Origin of the sequence: Noviluteimonas gilva (assembly GCF_009740395.1) — a bacterium.
GTDB classification, from domain to species: domain Bacteria; phylum Pseudomonadota; class Gammaproteobacteria; order Xanthomonadales; family Xanthomonadaceae; genus Noviluteimonas; species Noviluteimonas gilva.
In genome coordinates this window covers 254,962-275,125 of sequence record NZ_WOXT01000004.1, presented here as the reverse complement: position 1 = coordinate 275,125, position 20,164 = coordinate 254,962, and the positions used below count along the sequence as shown (strand labels likewise).

General features: G+C 67.1%; 12 protein-coding genes. 9 read left to right on the top strand and 3 right to left on the bottom strand.

The genetic code is table 11. The features are described 5' to 3' along the window. The first annotated feature begins 90 nt into the window (after positions 1-90). The 6 genes from zwf to GN331_RS13460 all read left to right on the top strand — a co-directional run bounded on the left by zwf (position 91) and on the right by GN331_RS13460 (position 6,064). On the top strand, positions 91-1,551 hold the full coding sequence (zwf, locus tag GN331_RS13485) for a glucose-6-phosphate dehydrogenase (RefSeq protein WP_156642756.1): 1,461 nt from the start codon (positions 91-93) through the stop codon (positions 1,549-1,551). Continuing rightward, on the top strand, positions 1,551-2,252 hold the full coding sequence (pgl, locus tag GN331_RS13480; RefSeq protein ID WP_156642755.1) for a 6-phosphogluconolactonase: 702 nt from the start codon (positions 1,551-1,553) through the stop codon (positions 2,250-2,252). The genes zwf and pgl overlap by 1 nt, the downstream gene beginning before the upstream one ends. Then, entirely contained in the window at positions 2,249-4,093 is a 1,845-nt protein-coding gene (edd, locus tag GN331_RS13475; protein ID WP_197427151.1) for a phosphogluconate dehydratase, read from the top strand. The genes pgl and edd overlap by 4 nt, the downstream gene beginning before the upstream one ends. Next, entirely contained in the window at positions 4,090-5,073 is a 984-nt protein-coding gene (gene glk / locus GN331_RS13470; protein WP_156642754.1) for a glucokinase, read from the top strand. The genes edd and glk overlap by 4 nt, the downstream gene beginning before the upstream one ends. Then, positions 5,070-5,723 (top strand): bifunctional 4-hydroxy-2-oxoglutarate aldolase/2-dehydro-3-deoxy-phosphogluconate aldolase, encoded by a 654-nt coding sequence (eda, locus tag GN331_RS13465; protein ID WP_156642753.1) that lies wholly within the window; start codon positions 5,070-5,072, stop codon positions 5,721-5,723. Before glk ends, eda begins: the two co-directional genes overlap by 4 nt. 95 nt (positions 5,724-5,818) lie before the next feature. Next, positions 5,819-6,064, top strand: a complete 246-nt coding sequence (locus tag GN331_RS13460; RefSeq protein ID WP_156642752.1) for a hypothetical protein — start codon at positions 5,819-5,821, stop codon at positions 6,062-6,064. Positions 6,065-6,157: 93 nt separating this feature from the next. Here the strand turns inward: GN331_RS13460 and GN331_RS13455 are convergent, their stop codons facing one another. After that, positions 6,158-8,932, bottom strand: coding sequence for a TonB-dependent receptor (locus GN331_RS13455; protein ID WP_156642751.1), 2,775 nt, complete (start codon positions 8,930-8,932; stop codon positions 6,158-6,160). 264 nt (positions 8,933-9,196) lie between these two features. Here GN331_RS13455 and GN331_RS13450 point away from each other — a divergent pair, with 264 nt between their 5' ends. Then, complete coding sequence (locus GN331_RS13450; protein WP_197427135.1) at positions 9,197-11,761, top strand: alpha-amylase family glycosyl hydrolase; 2,565 nt, start codon at positions 9,197-9,199, stop codon at positions 11,759-11,761. A 24-nt stretch (positions 11,762-11,785) separates the two neighbouring features. After that, a complete protein-coding gene (locus GN331_RS13445) occupies positions 11,786-13,201 on the top strand; it encodes a sugar porter family MFS transporter (RefSeq protein ID WP_156642749.1) in 1,416 nt (471 codons plus the stop codon). 63 nt (positions 13,202-13,264) lie between these two features. Here the strand turns inward: GN331_RS13445 and GN331_RS13440 are convergent, their stop codons facing one another. After that, positions 13,265-16,249 (bottom strand): alpha-1,6-glucosidase domain-containing protein, encoded by a 2,985-nt coding sequence (locus GN331_RS13440; RefSeq protein ID WP_231734498.1) that lies wholly within the window; start codon positions 16,247-16,249, stop codon positions 13,265-13,267. Next, complete coding sequence (locus GN331_RS16815) at positions 16,246-17,859, bottom strand: alpha-glucosidase family protein (RefSeq protein WP_156642748.1); 1,614 nt, start codon at positions 17,857-17,859, stop codon at positions 16,246-16,248. The genes GN331_RS13440 and GN331_RS16815 overlap by 4 nt, the downstream gene beginning before the upstream one ends. A 49-nt stretch (positions 17,860-17,908) precedes the next feature. Here GN331_RS16815 and GN331_RS13430 point away from each other — a divergent pair, with 49 nt between their 5' ends. Further along, complete coding sequence (locus GN331_RS13430; RefSeq protein ID WP_425489296.1) at positions 17,909-20,158, top strand: glucosidase family protein; 2,250 nt, start codon at positions 17,909-17,911, stop codon at positions 20,156-20,158. Positions 20,159-20,164: the final 6 nt, after the last annotated feature.

The window sequence follows — 20,164 nt, the reverse complement described above, 5'->3', positions numbered from 1 at the left end:
GCCTTTGAATACGTAATCACCGCCGCCGTCACCACGGGGATGGCCTTTGCGGTTTACATTTCGATCCTGCCCCCGCCCCATTCAGGTCGCATGCCCGGCAACTGCGCTTCGCTCCTCGTCATTTTCGGTGCCTCCGGCGACCTTGCGCAGCGGATGCTGCTGCCGTCGCTCTACGGCCTCCAGCACGCCGGGCTGCTGTTGCCCGAGCTGCGCATCCTCGGCACCGCGCGCAGCGCGATGGACGACGCGACGTTCCGCGCCGACGTCGCCGACGCCGTGCGTCGCAACGTGCCGGCCACCGATCTCGACGAGGCATCGCTCGAAGCCTTGCTCGCGCGCATCGCGTATCACGCGGCCGACAGCGGCGATCCCGAATCGATGGCGCGCCTGGGCGAACGCATCACGTCGATGCGCACCGGCGAAATCCTCTATCACCTGAGCACCGCGCCGCGCTTCTACGTCCCGATCTGCGTCGCGCTCGGCGCGCTCGGCCTCGCGGGGCCCGGCACGCGCGTGATGCTCGAAAAACCCATCGGCACCGACCTTGCCAGTGCGACGAACATCAACGACGGCGTCGCGCGCGTGTTCGACGAAGACCGCGTGTTCCGCGTCGACCATTACCTCGGCAAGGAAGGCGTGCAGAACCTGATCGCGCTGCGCTTCGGCAACGCGATGTTCGAACCGCTGTGGAACGCGCGCCACATCCAGCACGTGCAGATCACGGTGGCGGAAACCGTGGGCGTCGAAGGCCGCGGCGATTACTACGACACCAGCGGCGCGATGCGCGACATGATGCAGAACCACCTGCTGCAGCTGGTGTGTCTCACCGCGATGGAGCCGCCGGCGCGCTTCGAGCCCACCGCCGTGCGCAACGAGAAGATCAAGGTGCTGCGTTCGTTGCGCCGCATCGGCCCGGCGGAAGTGCAGACCGAAACGGTCACCGGCCAGTACACCTCCGGCGCCGTCGGCGGGAAGGTCGTGCCGGGCTATGCCGAGGAACTCGGCCGCCCGAGCCGCACCGAAACCTTCGTCGCGCTGCGTGCGCACATCGACAACTGGCGTTGGTCCGGCGTGCCGTTCTACCTGCGCACGGGCAAGCGCATGCCGCGTCGCGCGACCGAGATCCACCTGCAATTCCGCGCCGTGCCGCATTCGATCTTCGATCCGCGCGCGAAGATCGCGCCGAACGGCCTGACGATCCGCCTGCAACCGGAGGAACGCATCGAGTTGCGCCTGATGAGCAAGACGCCGGGGCTGGATCGCGCGGGGCTGCAGTTGTCGCAGGTCGCGCTGGACCTGGACCTGCACGAAGAGTTCGCGACGTCCGCGCGTCGGCCCGCGTACGAGCGCCTGTATCTCGATGCGCTGGAAGGCAACGGCACGCTGTTCGTGCGCCGCGATGAAACCGAGGCGGCGTGGGAGTGGGTCGATGCCGTGATCAATGGCTGGCGCGCGAACGACATCGCCCCGAAACCGTATCCCGCCGGCACCTGGGGCCCGGCCAGCGCAGTGGCGATGACCGAACGCCACGGGCACACCTGGCGCGAGTGATGGGCTGGATCGAACACGACTATCGCGATGGCGACGCGCTGGCGACAGCGCTCGCAAACCTTCTGCATGCGACTTGCCGCGATGCCATCGACGCACGCGGCCGCGCCGTGCTCGCGCTCGCCGGGGGTCGCACGCCGTTTCCCGCATACCGTGCACTCGCGGCGATGCGCCTGGACTGGTCGTGCGTGGTGCTGCTGCCGAGCGACGAGCGCTGCGTGCCGCACGATCACCCGGCGTGCAACGTCGCCGAGCTGCGCAAGGCCTTCGCCGATGCGCGCGGCGTGGTGATCGAATCGCTGACCACCGAGGACGGCGACCCCGCGCGCTCCGAATCGCACGCGCGCCGCCGCCTCGCGGTGTACCCTGGGCCGTTCGACGCCATCGTGCTCGGCATGGGGCAGGACGCGCATACCGCCTCGCTCTTTCCCGGCGCGCCGCAGTTGCGCGACGCGCTCGACCTGGACAACGCGCTGGAAGCCACGCGCATCGACCCGCGGCCCCTGCCGCCCGAGGCGCCGTTCCCGCGCATCAGCCTGACCCTGTCGCGCCTGCTGCGGACCCAGGCACTGCACCTGGCGCTCACCGGGCAGGCCAAGCGCGATGTGCTGCAGGCCGCGCGCGCATCCGGCAACATGGCACGTCACCCCGTCGCCGCCCTGGGCGAAGGGCAAGCGACCGTGCACATGCACTGGAGCCCCTGATGCTGCATCCCGTCGTGGCCCGCGTCACGCAACGCATCGTCGAACGCAGCGTTCCTGCGCGCGCCGATTACCTGGCCCGCATGGCGCAGGCCGCGGCCGACCATGAAGGCGGACCCGCGCGCCAACGCCTGAGCTGCGGCAACCTCGCGCACGGCTTCGCGGCCGCAGGTGCCGACAAGCCCAGCCTGCGCGGCGGCAACGCCGGCAACATCGGGATCGTCACCGCCTACAACGACATGCTCTCGGCGCACCAGCCGATGGAGCAGTACCCCTCGCTGATTCGCATGGCCGCGCGCAACGCGGGCGGCAGCGCGCAGGTCGCCGGCGGCGTGCCGGCGATGTGCGACGGCGTCACGCAGGGCCGCATCGGCATGGAGCTGTCGCTGTTCTCGCGAGACAACATCGCGATGGCCACGGCCGTCTCGCTCTCGCACGACATGTTCGACGCCGTGCTGTGCCTGGGCGTGTGCGACAAGATCGTGCCGGGCCTGTTGATCGGCGCGTTGAGTTTCGGTCACCTCCCGGTGATCTTCGTGCCGGCCGGGCCGATGCCCGCGGGCCTGTCGAACAAGGAAAAGGCGGCCGTTCGCCAGCGCTATGCCGAAGGCAAGGCCACGCGCGAGGAGTTGCTCGACGCCGAAGCCGCCTCCTACCACTCGCCCGGCACCTGCACCTTCTACGGCACCGCCAATTCCAACCAGACGATGATGGAAGCGATGGGCCTGCACATGCCGGGCACCGCGTTCGTCAATCCGGGAACGCCGTTGCGCGATGCGCTCACCGTCGCCGCGGCGGAACAGGCGCTGCGCATCTCCAAGCTCGGCGACGACTATCGCCCGCTGTGCGAAACCATCGACGAGCGCGCGATCGTCAACGCGATGGTCTCGCTCGCGGCCACGGGTGGTTCGACGAACCACGCGATCCATCTCGTCGCGATGGCGCGCGCGGCGGGCGTGATCATCGATTGGGACGACCTCGACGAGCTCTCGCGCGTGACGCCGCTGATCGTGCGCGCGTATCCCAACGGGTCGGCCGACATCAACCATTTCCACGCCGCGGGCGGCATCGGGTTCGTGTTGCGCGAACTGATCGATGCGGGCCTTGTGCACGCGGACATTCCCTGCGTGCATGGCGGCGACTTGCGACAGCAGGCGATGGAGCCGTATCTCGACGGCACCGCATTGCGTTGGCGCGACGGACCGAAACAATCGCTGGACACCAGCGTCGTGCGGCCGGTCGCCGATCCGTTCGATCACGAAGGCGGCTTGCGTCGCGTGCAGGGCAACCTCGGGCGCGGCATCGTGAAGATCTCCGCCGTCGCACCCGAATACCGGAAGATCGAAGCGCCGGCGCGCATCTTCGAATCGCAGGACGATTTGTTGCTCGCCTTCAAGGCAGGCACATTGCAGGGCGACCTGATCGCGGTGATCCGCGGCCAGGGGCCGCGCGCGAACGGCATGCCGGAATTGCACAAGCTCACGCCGACGCTCGCGGCGATGCAGGATCGCGGCCAGCGTGTCGCGCTGCTCACCGATGGGCGCATGTCGGGGGCGTCGGGCAAAGTGTTGTCGGCCATCCACGTCACGCCCGAAGCGGCGGACGGCGGGCCCATTTCGAAACTGCGCGACGGCGACCGCATCCGCATCGATGCCGAGGCAGGCACGATCGATGTCGACGTCGCTGCCGCCGAGTGGGAATCGCGTGCGGTGCAACACGGCGATCTGCGCGCGAACCGCTTCGGCTTCGGCCGCGAGTTGTTCGCGATGATGCGTGCGCAGGTCGGCACGGCGGAGGCGGGCGGCAGCGCGCTGTTCATGGACGAAGACAGGAGCGCGCGATGAGCGCCGTTGCACTCGTCGCCGACATCGGCGGCACGAACGCGCGTTTCGCGCTGACCGACGTGGATGCGCCCACGCCGGCGCTGCGCGAAATGCAGGCGTTGAAGGCCTCGGAATTCGCGAGCCTGGAGCATGCGATCGAGCATTACCTCGCGTCGGTGGGCGTCGCGCCGAAGCGCGGCGCGCTCGCGGTCGCGAGCCCCGCGGACACCGACGAAATCCGGCTGACCAATCGCGCGTGGTCGTTCAGTCGTTCGGCGTTGCAGCGCACGCTGCGCTTCGACGAATTGCGCGTGATCAACGATTTCGGCGCGATCGCGTGGGCCGTGCCCGCGCTCACGCAGGCCGATCGCGAAACGCTGCACGGCCCGACGTCGGGGCCGTTGCGCGGGCCGGTCACCGTGATGGGGCCGGGCACGGGCCTGGGCGTCGCGATGCTGGTAGGCAGCGTGGAGCAGGGGTGGCAGGCGGTCGAAACCGAAGGCGGGCACGTCACCTTCGCGCCCATCGGCGACGAAGAGCAGGCGATCGCGCGGTGGTTGAATGCATTGCACGGGCGCTGTTCGAACGAACGCGTGTTGTGCGGCGCGGGCCTGGCGCAGATCGACGCGGTGTTGCGCGGCGTGGCGCACGACATCGAGGTCAAGCCGACCTTGCGCGATCCGGCCGAGATCGTCGCCGCCGCACTCGAAGGGCACGACGTCGCCGCGCGTCGCGCGCTGGCGCGCTTCTGCTCGGTGCTGGGCAGCGTGTCGGGCGATGCGGCGCTGATCCACGGCGCACGCACGCTGGTGATCGCCGGCGGCATGGTGCCGCGCTTCGTGCCGTTCCTGCGCAGCAGCAATTTCCGCGAGCGGTTCCTTGCGAAGGGGCGTTTCGTCGCCTACCTCGAAGGCATCACCATCCACGTCATCACGCATCCGCAGCCGGGCCTGCTCGGCGCGGCGATGGCCTTGCGGGCCTCCGCGGGAGCAGGCGCATGAACTGGACGAACGCATCGCGTCGCACCGCGGCCGACGCGATCCTCGACGCGGCGCCGATCATGCCCGTGCTCACCATCGAACGCCTGGAAGACGCCGTGCCGCTGGCGCGCGCGCTCGCCGACAACGGTTTGCCGGTGCTCGAAATCACGCTGCGCACGCCCGTCGCGCGCGAAGCCATCGCCCTGATCGCGCGCGAAGTGCCCAATGCCATCGTCGGCGCGGGGACCGTGTTGCGCGCCGATGATCTGCGCTCGATGGTCGACGTCGGCGCGCGCTTCGCGATCGCACCGGGTTGCACCGATGCGCTGTACGCGGCCGCGGACGACGCGCCGATTCCCTTCATCCCCGCGATCGCCACTGCGAGCGAGCTGATGCGCGGCCTCGATGCGGGGCACGTGCGCTTCAAGTTCTTCCCGGCGGAGTCGGCGGGCGGGATCGCGGCGGTGAAGTCCTTCGCAGGGCCATTCGGGCAGGTGAAGTTCTGCCCGACGGGCGGGATCGATGCGGCGAAGGCGCCCGCGTATCTGAAATTGCCGAACGTCTCGACCGTCGGCGGCTCGTGGATGGTGCCCAGGGCCGCGCTGGATGCGCGCGACTGGGCGACGATCGGACGCCTGGCCGCCGAGTGCACGCGCCTGCGCGACGCGTAAGCCTTCTCGAATTCCTACAACGCGTTGCGGCATCCACCGATGTCGCAGCAAAGCCGTGTGCGCGACGCTGTCTCCAACATCACATGGAGCGTGACATGCGCATCGAAGCCGTCCATATCGGCATGAAGGAACCCGAACTCCGCGCCGCCCTCGGCGCTCCGTATCGCGTGCAGCTGGCAGGCGCGTCGATGGTCTATCGCTGGCAGGACGCGCACGAGGAGGAACAGGCGTGCGAATGGCTGCGCGTGCGCCTCAAGCGCGTGCGCGGGCAGGGACTGGCCAATGCCGTGGTGGATGAGGTCGTGGGGCGCTGCGGCGGCGTGGCGATCGCGATGCCGTAGCGCGAAGGAAGCCATCGCCCAAAAAAAGACCCCTGCCGGGCGCGCCGGCAGGGGTGGAGGGTCACACGGATCCGTCAGTACGCGGAGTGGTGATCAGAACTTGTAGCTCAGGCCCACCAGGTAGGTGCGGCCCCACTCGATGTTCTCGAGCGGGCGATCCTTCGAGGAGGCGTAGGTGCGATAGCCGGAGTTGGTGAGGTTGTTCGCCTGCAGGAGCAGGGTGACGCCCTTCAACGCGGACTCTTCGCCGAACGCGTAGCTCAGCTGCGCATCGGTGACGTCCTCACCTTCGACGTAACGCAGCGTGCGCTCGGCGGCGAAGTTGCTGATCTCGCCGATGTAGTCCGAACGCCAGCGCTGGTTCACGCGGGCTTCGAAGCCGGCGCGCGAGTAGTACACCGTCAGGTTGTACACCTCGTCCGACAGGCCCGGCAGGCTGATGTTCTGCGAACCCACGCTCGAGACGCTGGACGGGTCCGGCGGGATGGTGATGTTGCTGTCGTTGAACGACGCACTGGCGAGGAAGCCGAAGCCTTCGGCCGCATCCCAGAAGATGTCCAGCGGCAGCGACGCCGTCAGTTCCAGGCCCTGCAGCCAGCCGCCTTCGCCGTTGTACGGCGCGGTGAACCGGCCGATCGGCGTGGTGGGCTGCGGCACGACGTCAGGCGTGATGAACTGCGAGAAGTCGTACGTGCGGGACTCGGTGAAGATGTAGGTGCGCAGGTCCTTGTAGTAGAACGCCGCCGACACGTAACCCTTCGTGCCTTCGAAGTACTTCTCGTAGGAGATGTCGAACGCGTTGGCCTTCCACGGATCGAGCAGGGGGTTGCCGCCGGAGCCCGACGGCTCGAGCGTCGAGGTGCTGACGCCGAACTCGAACGAAGCGCGCAACTGGTCCAGGCGCGCGCGTGCGAGCTGGCGGGCCGCGGCGACGCGCACCGTCTGGTCGTGGTCGAAAGAGAACGCGAGGTTCAGGCTCGGCAGCCAGTCGGTGTAGGACTTGCCGTTCTCGTACGGCACGCGGTTCTGGCCGGCCGGGCGGAAGGGATCCCAGTAGAACGAGGAGGACGACTGGTCGGTGTGCTGCGCCTGGATGCCGACATTGCCGCGCACCGGGATCGAACCCCAGCTCGTGTCGATGTTGGCGCGCAGCCAGCCGGTGGTGATGTCTTCGTTGATCGTCCACGCCTTCGACACGAGGTAGGAGGCGTCTTCGTTCGGTGCGAAGGTCATGTAGCGCGCGACGGCGCCCGGCACGTCCCACGAGGGGATGTAACCCACGCCGGCGAAGGTCAGGTCCACGCCGCCGTACTGCAGGTCGGGGCCGATGGTCGTCGGGCCTTGCGCGCCGAGATTGATGTTGCCTTCGGGCTGGCTCTTGGACTTCTCACGCGTGCCGTAGTGCGCACCGACGTCGATGTCGGAGAACAGGCTGTCGAGGAAGGGCGCGGCGAAGTTCGCGTTGACCTTGAAGCCCTTCAGCTCGTCGACCACCTTCGGCGTCTTGCCGTAACCCGAACCGTAGATCGTGTTCGCGATGAACAGCGTGTTCGGGTTGGAGTAGTCGCGGCCCGGCTGGATCGTGGCGAAGCCCGAACCGGGGAAGTTGATGTTGAGCGTGTCGAACTGCGGATTGGGCAGCAGCTGCAGGTTGTTCTCGAGGCTGAGTTCGTCGCGGTGCGACTTCGACCAGCTCAGGTCGGCGGTCAGGTTGACGTCGCCCACCTTGATCTCGTTGAGCCAGCCCAGGCCGTCGATGTTGTCTTCGCGCTTGTTGTACATGCCGCGCACGAGCGGATAGGCATTCGTGAGCGTGCCGCCGACCAGCGTGCCGCCAGCCACGTTCGGCGTCCAGACCTGCGGGTCGGGGTTGCCGTTGTAGTTGAAGTTGGCTTCGAACTGGTTCGCGGTGTCTTCCTGCACGGCGGAGGTGTGGAAGATGTCGAGCGTCGAGGTCCACTCGGAGATCGGCGCGAACTGCACCGTCGCCATCGCCGCGTTGCGGCGGACGTAGCCGGTGCGGCGCAGCGCCTTGGCACCGTCGGTGATGTAGGTGCCGGCCGGGACGCCGTTGCGCGTCTGGTCGTTGCGCCACGGCTCGTACAGGCCCGTCTGCTCTTCCTGGATCGGGATGTCCGAATGCGAGAAGCCGAGCGACAGGCCGATGTCGCCGCCGGCCATCTGCGTGATCACGCTGGCGTTGATGCGGTTTCCGTCGCCGTCGGAGTTCGCGGCCGAGCCGAGCGAGTTCTTCTGGTAGCGCGCGCTGACCGCGTAGACCGGCTTGTCGAAGTCGAGCGGGCGCACGGTGCGCATGTCGATCGTGCCCGACAGGCCCTGGCCCACGAGCGCGGAGTCCGGGGTCTTGTAGATCACGACGCCGGAGAAGAGTTCGGAGGGGTACTGGTCGAATTCGACCGAGCGGTTGTCGCCGGTGCTGACCATCTCGCGGCCGTTGAGCAGCGTGGTGGCGAAGTCGGGCGACAGGCCGCGGACGCTGATCACCTGCGCACGACCACCGACGCGTTGCGCGGCGATGCCGGGCAGGCGGGAGATCGATTCGGCGATGGAGATGTCGGGCAGCTTGCCGATGTCTTCGGCCGAGATGGCTTCGACGATCGACGTCGATTCCTTCTTGATCGAGTTGGCTTGCTCGATGCCGAGGCGGATGCCGGTGACGGTGACCGACTGGAGCTGCGCGGCCTGCTGCTTGGCCAGGTCTTCCTGTTGCTGCTCAGGCGTTCGTGCTTCCTGCGGGTTGGCCGGATCGTTCGTCGTGGTGGTCGACTGCGCCCAGGCGCCCGTCGCCAGCATCATCGTGGCCGACGCGAGCGCCACGCTGAGCAGGTTGCGTTTCAGATGCTGCATTTGGTCCCCTCCAAAAGGATGTATTCCCCGTGACGGATGGTAGGCGCAGGGCCGGGGCCGCCGACGTTTTCTGCATACGTATTCATTACAGCCGCTTGTCGGCGCATCCACGCCGCCCTGTCGATGCGTGGAATAGTCCGGACCACGCCTGCACGCCCAACCGCCCATCTCATGCATTCAGGTCCACGCTCGCCTCGCACCGCGCAGTTTCGAGCCCAAGCCTGGGCCCGGACGTGGCTCGCGTGCGCGCTCGCATGCGCGGGCATGGCCTGGGCGGCGTCGCCGGCGGAGGGCCCGCAGCACATGCCGTCGCCCGACTGGCGCGACCAGATCCTGTACTTCCTGATGATCGATCGCTTCGCCAACGGCGATCGCGCCAACGACGACCAGCACGCCGGCGAGTTCGATCCGACCGACGGCGCGAAGTGGAGCGGCGGCGACCTGCGCGGCGTGCGCGAGCGCATCCCCTACATCAAGGCCCTCGGCGTCACGGGCGTGTGGATCACGCCGCCGGTCGCCAACCAATGGTGGAACCCGCGCTCGCATTACGGCGGTTACCACGGTTACTGGGCGACGGATTTCTCGAAGGTCGACGCGCACTTCGGCACGCTCGCCGACTACCAGGCGCTCGCGCGCGCGCTGCATGGCGAGCAGATGGTGCTCGTGCAGGACATCGTGGTGAACCACACCGCGGATTTCTTCAAGTACGACGCCTTGCCCGACGCAAGCGATCCGGCGCGCGGCCTGAGCTTCATCCGCGACACGCAGGGGCAGGGCGCGCCGACGCAAGCGCCGTTCGACCGCAACGATCCACGCGACCCGGCGCAACGTGGGCAGGGGCAGCTCCAACAGGCGGTGTATCACTGGACGCCCGACATCCGCGATTTCGCCGACGACACGCAACGCCTGACGTGGCAACTCGCCGGCCTGGACGACATCGACACCGAATCGCCCGAGGCGCGCCGCGCGCTGCGTGCGAGCTACGGGCAGTGGATCCGCGACGTGGGCGTCGATGGCTTCCGCGTCGACACCGCCTTCTACGTGCCGCCTGCGTACTTCCTCGATTTCCTGCACGCCGACGATCCGGAAGCGCCGGGCATCGTGCGCGTGGCGAAAGAAACAGGCCGCAAGGAATTCCACGTCTTCGGCGAAGGCTTCGCACTCGACAAACCCTTCGACGACACGCAGGCGCGCCGCATCGACGCGTACATGCGCATGCCCGACGGCACGCGCGTGTTGCCGGGCATGATCGACTTCCCGCTGTACGGCACCGCGCTGGACGTCTTCGCGCGCGGCGCACCGACCGCGCAACTCGGCGATCGCATTCGCCGCCGCATGCAGGTGCATGCCGATCCCTGGCGCATGCCGACCTTCGTCGACAACCACGACGTCGACCGCTTCCTCGCCCAGGGCGACGAAACGGGCCTGAAGCAGGCGTTGATGATGATGATGACGCTGCCCGGCATCCCCGTGATCTGGCAGGGCACCGAGCAGGGCTTCACCGACATGCGCGGGTCGATGTTCGCGGGTGGCTACCGTTCGGGCGGGCGCGATCACTTCGACAAAGCCGCGCCGATGTACCAGTACCTGCAGCGCCTGATCGCCGTGCGCCGCGGCGACAAGCTCTTCTCGCGCGGCACGCCGACGGTGTTGCGCGAGAACCGTGTCGGGCCGGGTCCCATCGTCTGGCGCATGCAGGGCGAGGACGGGTCGATCGCCATCGTCGCGATCAACACCTCCAACAACAGCGTGTTGCTCGACAACCTCGAGACCGGCGCGCCGCCCGATACGACGCTGTCCACCGTGTTCGCCATCGACGCGGGCATCCCGTCGATCGCCGTCGACGACAAGGGCCGCGCGACCGCACTCCTGCCACCGCGTGCGGGCGTGGTGTGGAAATCGCTGGGTGAATGGGCGAAGGACGAGTTCCGGTTGCGCCCGCCGACGATCGATGCCTTGCCGCAATCGATCTTCACCGAGGACTTCTACGTCAGCGGCACGGCCGTCGGCGCCGAGCCCGTGCGCCTGGTGATCGACGACGACGCCATCCACGGCCGCGTCGTCAGGCCGAAGGACGGCCGCTGGGAAGCGAAGATCGATACGACCCGCATGATCGACCCCGAAGTCGAGCATTCGGTCGTCGTGTACGAGAGCGCGTCGAAGAACGCCAGCGAACGCCGCACCTTCAAGGTCGCGCGGCCGTGGAAGCTGGACGTCTTCGTCGACGATCCGCAGGGCGACGACAACGGCCCGAATGGCCGCTACACCTATCCCACCGATCCGGGCTACGCGACGCACCCCGGCGACATCGAACACGTCGCGCTGTCCACATCGGGCGGCGCGCTGAAGATCGTGCTCCGCATGCGTTCGATCTCCACCGCGTGGAATCCGCCGAACGGCTTCGACCATGTCGCCTTCTCGATCTACATCGACCTGCCGAAACAGAAGAACGGCGCGACGGTGATGCCGCAACAGAACGCCGAGTTGCCCGACGACATGCAATGGGACGTGCGCCTGCGCGCGAACGGATGGACGAACGCGGTGTTCTCCGCCGAAGGCGCCTCCGCGACCGCGGAAGGCAAGCCGATCGTACCGGCCGCGCGCATGCGCGTGGACGCGAAGGACCGCACGATCACGTTCATTTTGCCGGCCACCGCGCTCCTGTTCGCGAAAGAACTGGACAACGCGCGCGTGTACGTGACCACCTGGGACTACGATGGCGGCTGGCGCGCGCTCGCGCCGCAGGCCGGGCCGCATGCATTCGGTGGTGGCGATGGGGCGCGCGATGCGCGCGTGCTCGACGTCGTCGGACCGTTGAAGATTCCGTAAGCACACACTTGGGGGAAGAGCGAGATGAGTACAGCAGCACCTGCGGTCGAACAGCACGCCACCTTGCGCGTGTTGTTGATCTCCGCCTGCGCCGCACTGGGCGGGTTCCTGTTCGGCTACGACACCGCCGTGATCAACGGCGCGGTCGATGCGATCCGCGGTGAGTTCGGCCTCAGTGCCACGTTCACGGGCTTCGCCGTGTCGTGCGCGTTGCTCGGCTCCGCGCTCGGCGCGTGGTACGCAGGGCCGCTGGCCGATCGCTTCGGTCGCGTGCACACGATGCGCGTGGCGGCGGCGTTCCTCGCCGTCAGCGCGCTCGGCGCGGGGCTCGCGTTCGGGGTGTGGGACCTGATCCTGTGGCGCATCGTGGGCGGCATCGGCGTGGGTGTCGCGTCGGTCATCGCGCCGACCTACATCGCCGAGATCTCGCCGGCGCACGTGCGCGGCCGGCTCGGGTCGATGCAGCAGCTCGCCATCGTGCTCGGCATCTTCGCCTCGTTGCTCGCCGATGCCTGGCTCGCCAATACCGCGGGCGGCGCGGCGCAGCCCTTGTGGCTGGGGATGGATGCGTGGCGCTGGATGTTCCTCGTCGCGGTCGTGCCGGCGCTGATCTACGGCGCGCTCGTCTTCGGCGTGCCCGAATCCCCGCGCCATCTCGTCGCGAAGGGCCGCCTGGAACAGGCCAAGCAAGTGCTGCGCGACGTGCTCGACATGAAAAGCGACAGCGCGCTCGACGCCAAGGTCGCCGACATCCGCAACAGCCTGCGCCTGGAATACGTGCCGCGCCTGTCGGACCTGCGCGGCCCGCGCATGGGCCTGCTGCCGATCGTGTGGGTGGGCATCCTGCTGTCGGTGTTCCAGCAGTTCGTCGGCATCAACGTGATCTTCTATTACTCGGCGACGCTGTGGCATTCGGTCGGCTTCAGCGAGTCCGATGCGTTCTCGATCACGGTGGCCACCTCCATCGTCAACGTGCTGGTCACGCTGGTGGCGATCGCGCTGGTCGACAAGGTGGGGCGCAAACCCTTGCTGCTCGTCGGTTCGGCGGGCATGGCGGTGACGCTCGGCGCGATGGCGGTGTGCTTCGCCAATGCGGTGACGACGGCGGATGGTTTGTCGTTGCCCGCGCCCTGGAACATGGTCGCGCTGGTGTCGGCGAACCTGTACGTCGTGTGCTTCGGTTTGAGCTGGGGTCCGATGGTGTGGGTGCTGCTGGGCGAGATGTTCCCGAATCGCATCCGCGCGATCGCACTCGCCGTTGCGGCGTCCGCGCAGTGGCTGGCGAACTTCGTGATCACCGCGACCTTCCCGGGCCTGGCGGAAATCGGCCTCGCATTCGCTTACGGCCTGTATGCGGCGTTCGCGGTGCTGTCGTACATCTTCGTGTATCGCGCAGTGCGCGAGACCAAGGGCATGGAACTGGAGCAGATGACGGGCTGATCGATCCTTCTCCCTCCCCTGCGAAGGCAGGGGAGGGCCGGGGAGGGGTTGCGTCGGGTGGCGCTACTTCGGAAACGCCCATCGCAGGAACCCCGGCAGCATCTCCGCCCAGGAGGTCTGCCGGTGGATTCCACCTTCCAGCTCGACGACGACGGCTTCGTTGCCGCCATGCGTGCGCAATAGCTCCGCCACGTCCTTCGCATCATCGATCACGTCGATGACGCCGTTCTTGTCGCGATCGCTCTCTTCTTCCTTCGTTCCCGCCGCGAAGTACGCCCGCAGGCCCTGCTTGGCGGGCGAAGTGGCGACGAGCGCCTGCGCGATCCCGCCCTTGTTGTCGTTCGACAGCCAGAACGAGGGTGAGAAGGCACCGATGCGCCCGAAGACTTCCGGGTAATTCCAGCCGAGCGAGAAGGCGTTGATGCCGCCCAGCGACCATCCAAGGATCGTGCGGCCGTTCGCATTCGCCTGCGTGGGCCAGTGCGCATCGACATAGGGCACGAGCGTGCCGACGACCCATTCCGAATACGCATGCGCATTGGTGCCCACGTCGCCGTACTTCGTCGGCGCGACGACACTGCGCCCCGCGGCACGATCCGAGAGCCCGTAGCCCGCCATGCGATCGCGCGGCATGTGGATCGCCACGACGATGAAGGGGACGAGCTCGCCATGCATCTTTTCCATCGTCTCGCGCACGTGGACGTCGGCGAAGTCCTGGCCGTCGTCTAAGTACAGGACGGGGTAGCGCCTGCGTGCGTCATAACCTGCGGGCAATTGCACGTCGACGGTGATGTCCTCGTCCTCCGACAGATGCGCGGGCAAGCGGAACGTCAGTAGATCGGGCAGCACCGTGCTTTCGGGTTGCACGAAGACGACGGCGGTGCGCGGGGGAATCGTGAAGCGGCCCGTTTCGCGATCGAAACGCGCCTCGCGTGCGCGCAGGTCCGCCGCGGTCGGCGACAGATGCACGGGGTGCAGGATCCACGGTTCGCCGCGAGATGCGGGCAGGCTGACGCTGCGCACTTGCGTCGATGCGTTGAGGAAATACTGCACGGCCGGGAAACGCGCGCCTTCCAATCCCTTTCCGTCGAGACGACCGACGATCAGATCGGGCGAACCCGTTTGCGGCAGCGTCAGTCGCGCCATCACGTCATCGCGCGTGCGCAGGCGGAACAGGGTCGAACTCGCGCGGATGCGCAGCAGATCGCGGAACGCATCGCGCATGAACGCGATGTCCTCCGGCCGCGCGCCGCCCCCGTTGTCGCGATACGACCAGTCGAGCCGATTGACCGTGTCGCCCGAATCGAAGCTGTTGCCGTCCAGCGATTTCGAACGCAGCACATCGATGCCGGCGTGGAAGTAGGCGATGCCCTGGCTGAAGGCCGTGGTCGCCGTCGCGAGCAGTTGCACGCGCGCCCGCTCGTCGGGCGGCGTGTCCTTCGGCAGTTTCAGCTGGTTGATGTCGTACAGCGTCTGGTTGTCGTGGTTCTCGACGTAGTTGACGACTTCACCAGGCTGGGTCGCGTAACCGGCGGGTTGGCCGTTGTAGTCGATCGACGACAGGGGACGCCCGTCGAGCCTGTAATCGCGCAGCGTGCCTGCGAGGCCCACGCGCACCATGTTCGCGCTGGCGTCGTTCGCACCGCCGTTGATCCAGCCCTTCGCATCGACGAGCGCCGGCATCTGATCGCCCGGGCCACCACCGCGCACGGCATCGCGCGCACGATCGCTGAACGTGCCGATGCCCGAACCACCCAGCGACAGTTGCGAGGCCTGCACGAAGCGCTTGCCGTCGGCCACTTCGCCGAAGTTCCAGCCTTCGCCGATCAGCGGGACGTCGTGGCCCGTTGCGGCCTTCAATGCGCGCTGCAGATCTTCCATCGCCGCGCGCGGCTGATGGCCCATCAGGTCGAAGCGGAAGGAATCGATGCCGTATTGCGTCGCCCACAGCACGACCGAATCGCGCATGAGCTTGGCCATCATGCGGTGTTCGGTCGCGGTGTTCGCGCAACACGTGGACGTTGCGAGCGTCCCGTCGTCGTTATAACGGTGGTAATAGCCCGGCACGATGCGATCGAGCACCGACCAGTTCGCCTGGCCCGCGGCCATCGTGTGGTTGTAGACCACGTCCATGCCCACGCGCAGGTTGGCGTTGTGCAACGCCTGCACCATGCGACGGAACTCGACGATGCGCGCGATCCCATCCGCGTCGCTCGCGTAACTGCCTTCGGGCACATTGAAGTGGAACGGGTCGTAGCCCCAGTTGAAGCAATCGTGCGCGGCGTCGCCCGCGGGATCGCAATCGCGTTCGGGCACGGTCGCGAAATCGAACACCGGGAGCAGGTGGATGTCGGTGACGCCGGCGTCGGCGAGTGCGCGCAGGTGGCGCATGCCGTTGGACTGCGTGTTGGTGAAGGCGAGGTACTTGCCGCGATGCTCGGCGGGGACGCTGGTGTCGTCGCGCGAGAAGTCGCGAACGTGGAGTTCGTAGATCACCAGGTCGGTTGGTGCAGCGATGCGCTTGGGCGTCCCCTTCGGGTCCCAGTCCCTGGGTTTCGTCGCAGGCGAATCGAGATCGACATACAGGCTGCGCGTGCCATTCGCCGCGAGCGCGACGGAGTATGGATCGGTCACGCGCTGGCGGACGAGTCCCGTGCCGGGAACGAAGACGTCGACGAGATAGAGGTAATACGTGCCGTCGTCGACGGGCAGGGCGACATGCCACGCACCCGTGCGGTCATCGCGTTGGGCGGCATGCAGCCAGGTCGAAGCCGAGCGTGCGCCCGCATAGGTGCAGACCGCCACGTTGCGCGCCGTAGGTGCCCAGAGTTTGAAGCCCGTCTTCGTCGCGCCCAGGACGAGCGCGTCGGCCGCATCGCCGTATTGCGCATCCAGCGCCTTTGGAGTCCGAACGTCGCGCGCGTCATGCGCCTGCGACGACGACAACACCGTGAACGCCGCCGGATCATCGCAATCGGCGCGCGTCGGCAAGGCCGCGAATGCCGGCCCGGCGAAACACGCGACGCACAGCGCCGCCAGCGTCTTCAAAACGTGGCGAACACCACGCCGCGCGCCGGCAGCACCAGGCGTCCGTCGCGAATCGCACCGGCGGTCGTGCCCGGCGCTTCGATCGGCGACGCCGCGCCGTGCTCGGGGAGTGTCCATTCGACTTGCGCATCCGACAGGTTGAAGGCGACCAGCATGGACTGCGCCGCGTCACGGCGCACGAAGCACAGGATCGGCTCGGGCGCATCGAGGAACGCGATGCTCCCGTGCAGCAGGGCCGGTTGCTGTTTACGCCATTTGAGGAACGCGCGTGCGCCGTTGAGCACCGAATCGGCATCCGCGTCCTGCGCCTTCACGCTGATCGCGCGATGCGCATCGGAGACGGGCAGCCACGGCTTTTCGTCGCTGAATCCGCCGTTGGGCCCATCGGTCCACGGCATCGGCGTGCGGCAACCATCGCGGCCCTTGAAGTTCGGCCAGAACGCGATGCCGTAAGGATCCTGGAGATCGTCGAACCCGATTTCGGCTTCGGTGAGCCCGAGTTCTTCGCCCTGATAGAGGCACACCGAACCGCGCAACGAACTCACGAGTGCGACGAGTTGCTTTGCGAGCACGGCATCGTCGGTGCCATTGCCCCAGCGCGACACCGCGCGCACGACGTCGTGATTGGAGATCGCCCAGCACGGCCAGCCGTGCGGCATCTTCGCTTCGAGCGTTTCGACGGTCGTGCGGATATACGCCGCGCTGCGATCGTCGGTGAGCAACTCGAAGCTGTAGCCCATGTGCAGGCGCTGCTCACCGACGTATTCGGCCATCGTCGCCAGCGAGTCTTCCGAGGAGATCTCGCCGAGCGAAGTCGCGCCCGGATAGCGATCGAGCAGGGCGCGCAGGTCTTCGAGGAAGCGCAGATTCTCCGGCTGCGTGTTGTTGTACCAGTGGTACTGGAACGCATACGGATTGTCGGCGCTGAAGCCGCGACCGAAACGCAGCTCGACGGGTTTGGGCGGGTTGTCGCGAAGCTTGGTGTCGTGGAAGCAGGAGTTGATCGCGTCCAGGCGCAGGCCATCGACGCCGCGATCGAGCCAGAACTTCACGTTGTCGAGCGTCGCCGCCTGCACCGCCGGATTGTGGAAATTCAGGTCGGGCTGCGAGGCGAGGAAGTTGTGCAGGAAATACTGGCCGCGGCGCGGTTCCCAGCGCCACGCCACGCCGCCGAAGATCGACAGCCAGTTGTTGGGCGGCGTGCCATCGGGCTGCGCATCGGCCCAGACATACCAATCGTGCTTCGGGTTGTCGCGAGATGCGCGGCTTTCGGTGAACCAGTCGTGTTCGATCGAGGTGTGGCTGAGCACCTGGTCGATCATCACGCGCAGGCCGAGCCCGTGCGCCTTGGCCAGCACGCGGTCGAAGTCTTCGAGCGTGCCGAACAGTGGATCGACCGCGCGATAGTCGGCGATGTCGTAACCGAAGTCCGCCATCGGCGATTTGAAGAAAGGCGAGATCCAGATCGCATCGACGCCGAGACTGGCGACGTAATCCAGCCGATCGAGGATGCCGGGGAGGTCGCCGACGCCGTCGCCATCCGTGTCCAGGAAGCTGCGCGGGTAGATCTGGTAGATCACCGCGCCACGCCACCAGCGATTGTTGTCCATGCCTTCCCTCGATTGCCTGCCGCGCGCCTGGGTCCCCTCGCGCGACGCGATGCGCCATCTTCCACGGCGCCGCCGCGGCCGCGCATTGAATACGTTTTCAATCGCACCGTCCATGCGAAGGTCGCTCGACTACCATGGGGCCAGCACAGGGGGACGCATGAAGGGTCGGGGACCGCGGGGCTTCAAACAGGTGGCTGGCTGCCTCATGGCACTGCTGCCGGCGCTCGCCATGGCCGGCGAGCCGGCGATGAAGACGCGGACGGCCAGCGCCGAGTTCGACCGCCTGTTCGTGCTCGCACAGACCGAACTGGAGCAGGACAAGGTCGACGCGATCACCGATTGGTCGTTCAACGACCAGAAACCCTTCCCGTGCGTGTGCTTCGAAACGGGCGAGAAGTGGCATTACGTATGGACGCGCGATCTGTCGTACGCGGCGGACCTGGCGTTGGCGAAGCTGGATCCGGAGCGGACGAAGACGTCGTTGCGGTTCAAGTTGGGCGCGGTGCGCACGCCGGGCGTGCAGGGCGACCAGTCGAAATGGAAGCTGGTCGCGCAGGACACCGGCTCCGGCGGCAGTTGGCCCGTGAGCACCGATCGCGTCGTGTGGTTCCTCGCGGCGCGACACCTCCTCGGCGATCCGGTCTTCCGGAAGGAAGTCGAACAAGCGCTCTTCATGACCTTGTCGCAGGACGACACGTTCGCCTTCGACCCGGAGGTCGGCCTGTATCGCGGCGAGACCTCGTTCCTCGATTGGCGAGAACAGAACTATCCGGCGTGGACGGCGAAGGACACGACCTTCATCGCTGAATCCTTCGCGTTGTCGACGAACGTGTTGCATTACGAGGCGTTGCGCCTGGCCGAACGCCTCAATCGCGAGAACGGCGACACGGACAAGGACAACGCCGGTTTCTACGCGGCGAAAGCCGATGCGCTGCGCGATGCGATCAACCGGCGCTTCTGGAACGAAAGCCGCGGGATGTACATGAGCTACATCGGCCCGGCGTGGGCGCCTGTTCCGGTGGAAAGTTACGACTTGCTGGGAACGTCGCTGGTCATCACCTCCGGCGTCGCGCCGGCCGATCGTGCGCAGCGTGCCTTGGCGAACTATCCGGTCGCCGAGTACGGCAGCCCGGTGATCTGGCCGCAACAGCCGGCCACGCCGATCTATCACAACCGCGCGATGTGGCCGTTCGTCAGCGAATACGCGCTGCGCGCCGCGCGCGCGACGAAGAATGCAGAACGCATCGCCTTCGAGATCCGCTCGCTGATGCGCGGGACGGCGAAAGCCGGTTCCAACATGGAGAACTACGAGCTGACCACGCAGGCCGTGCATTTCGAGGATGGAAAGCTGAGCGGGCCGGTGGTGAATTCGCCGCGGCAGTTGTGGTCGGTCGCCGGCTACCTGGACATGGTGATGCGAGGCGTGTTCGGCGTCGAAGACGATGGCGCGGTGACGCCCATGCTGCCGACGCAGCTGGTGCCGGAGTTGTTCGGCGACGGCGACACCATTGCGCTGGATCTTGGCGAACGCCGCGTTGTCCTTCGCAAGCCGAAGTCCTTGGGCAGCGCTGGACTGCTTGTTGCGGGCACGCAACGGACGGAAGGTCGCGAGACGATCGTCGACCTGGTGCCACAGGACGCGTCCGTGCAAGGCCTGCGCCGCAACGGGGCGCAGTTCGCGCCGCCGCAGCCCGAACCGCCGAAGCCGGTACGCGACGGCGAGGCGTGGCGCATCGCGATGGCGGCCGGAACGATCCTGTACTCCGAGGGAAAGCGCATTGAACGGGTCGATGCCGACCGCGAGGTCGAAGTGCGTATGACCGGCACCTCGCAATGTTTCAGCGCGACGAACGTGGCCGACGAAATCGAATCGCTCCCCTCCCGCACGACCTGCGTGGGTCCGGAGCTTCACGCCGAACGCGCGTCTCCGCGCGTGTGGCATTGGATGGCGCCCAATGACGGCCGCTACCGGGTGAGCTTTCGCTATCGCAATGCCAACGGACCGATCAACACCGGCATCACGGCCGGCGTCATGCGCCTCGGGCTGATGTGCGACAAGAAGCTGGGCCCGTGGCCACAGTTCGCGACGATCGTGATGCCGCACAACGAAGCGGAAACCGACTCCACGTCGGGGACCTTCGAAGCGAAAGCAGGCGCAAATTGCACCTTCGCGCTCAATCGAGGCACCAACATGAGCGACCTGGACCACTTCGCCCACTACACCGGCGGCAAGGGCGGCGCTTCCGGCCCGCTCAACGAAGCCGATATCGGCACCCTAACAATCGTGCCGCTACCCTGAGTTCCC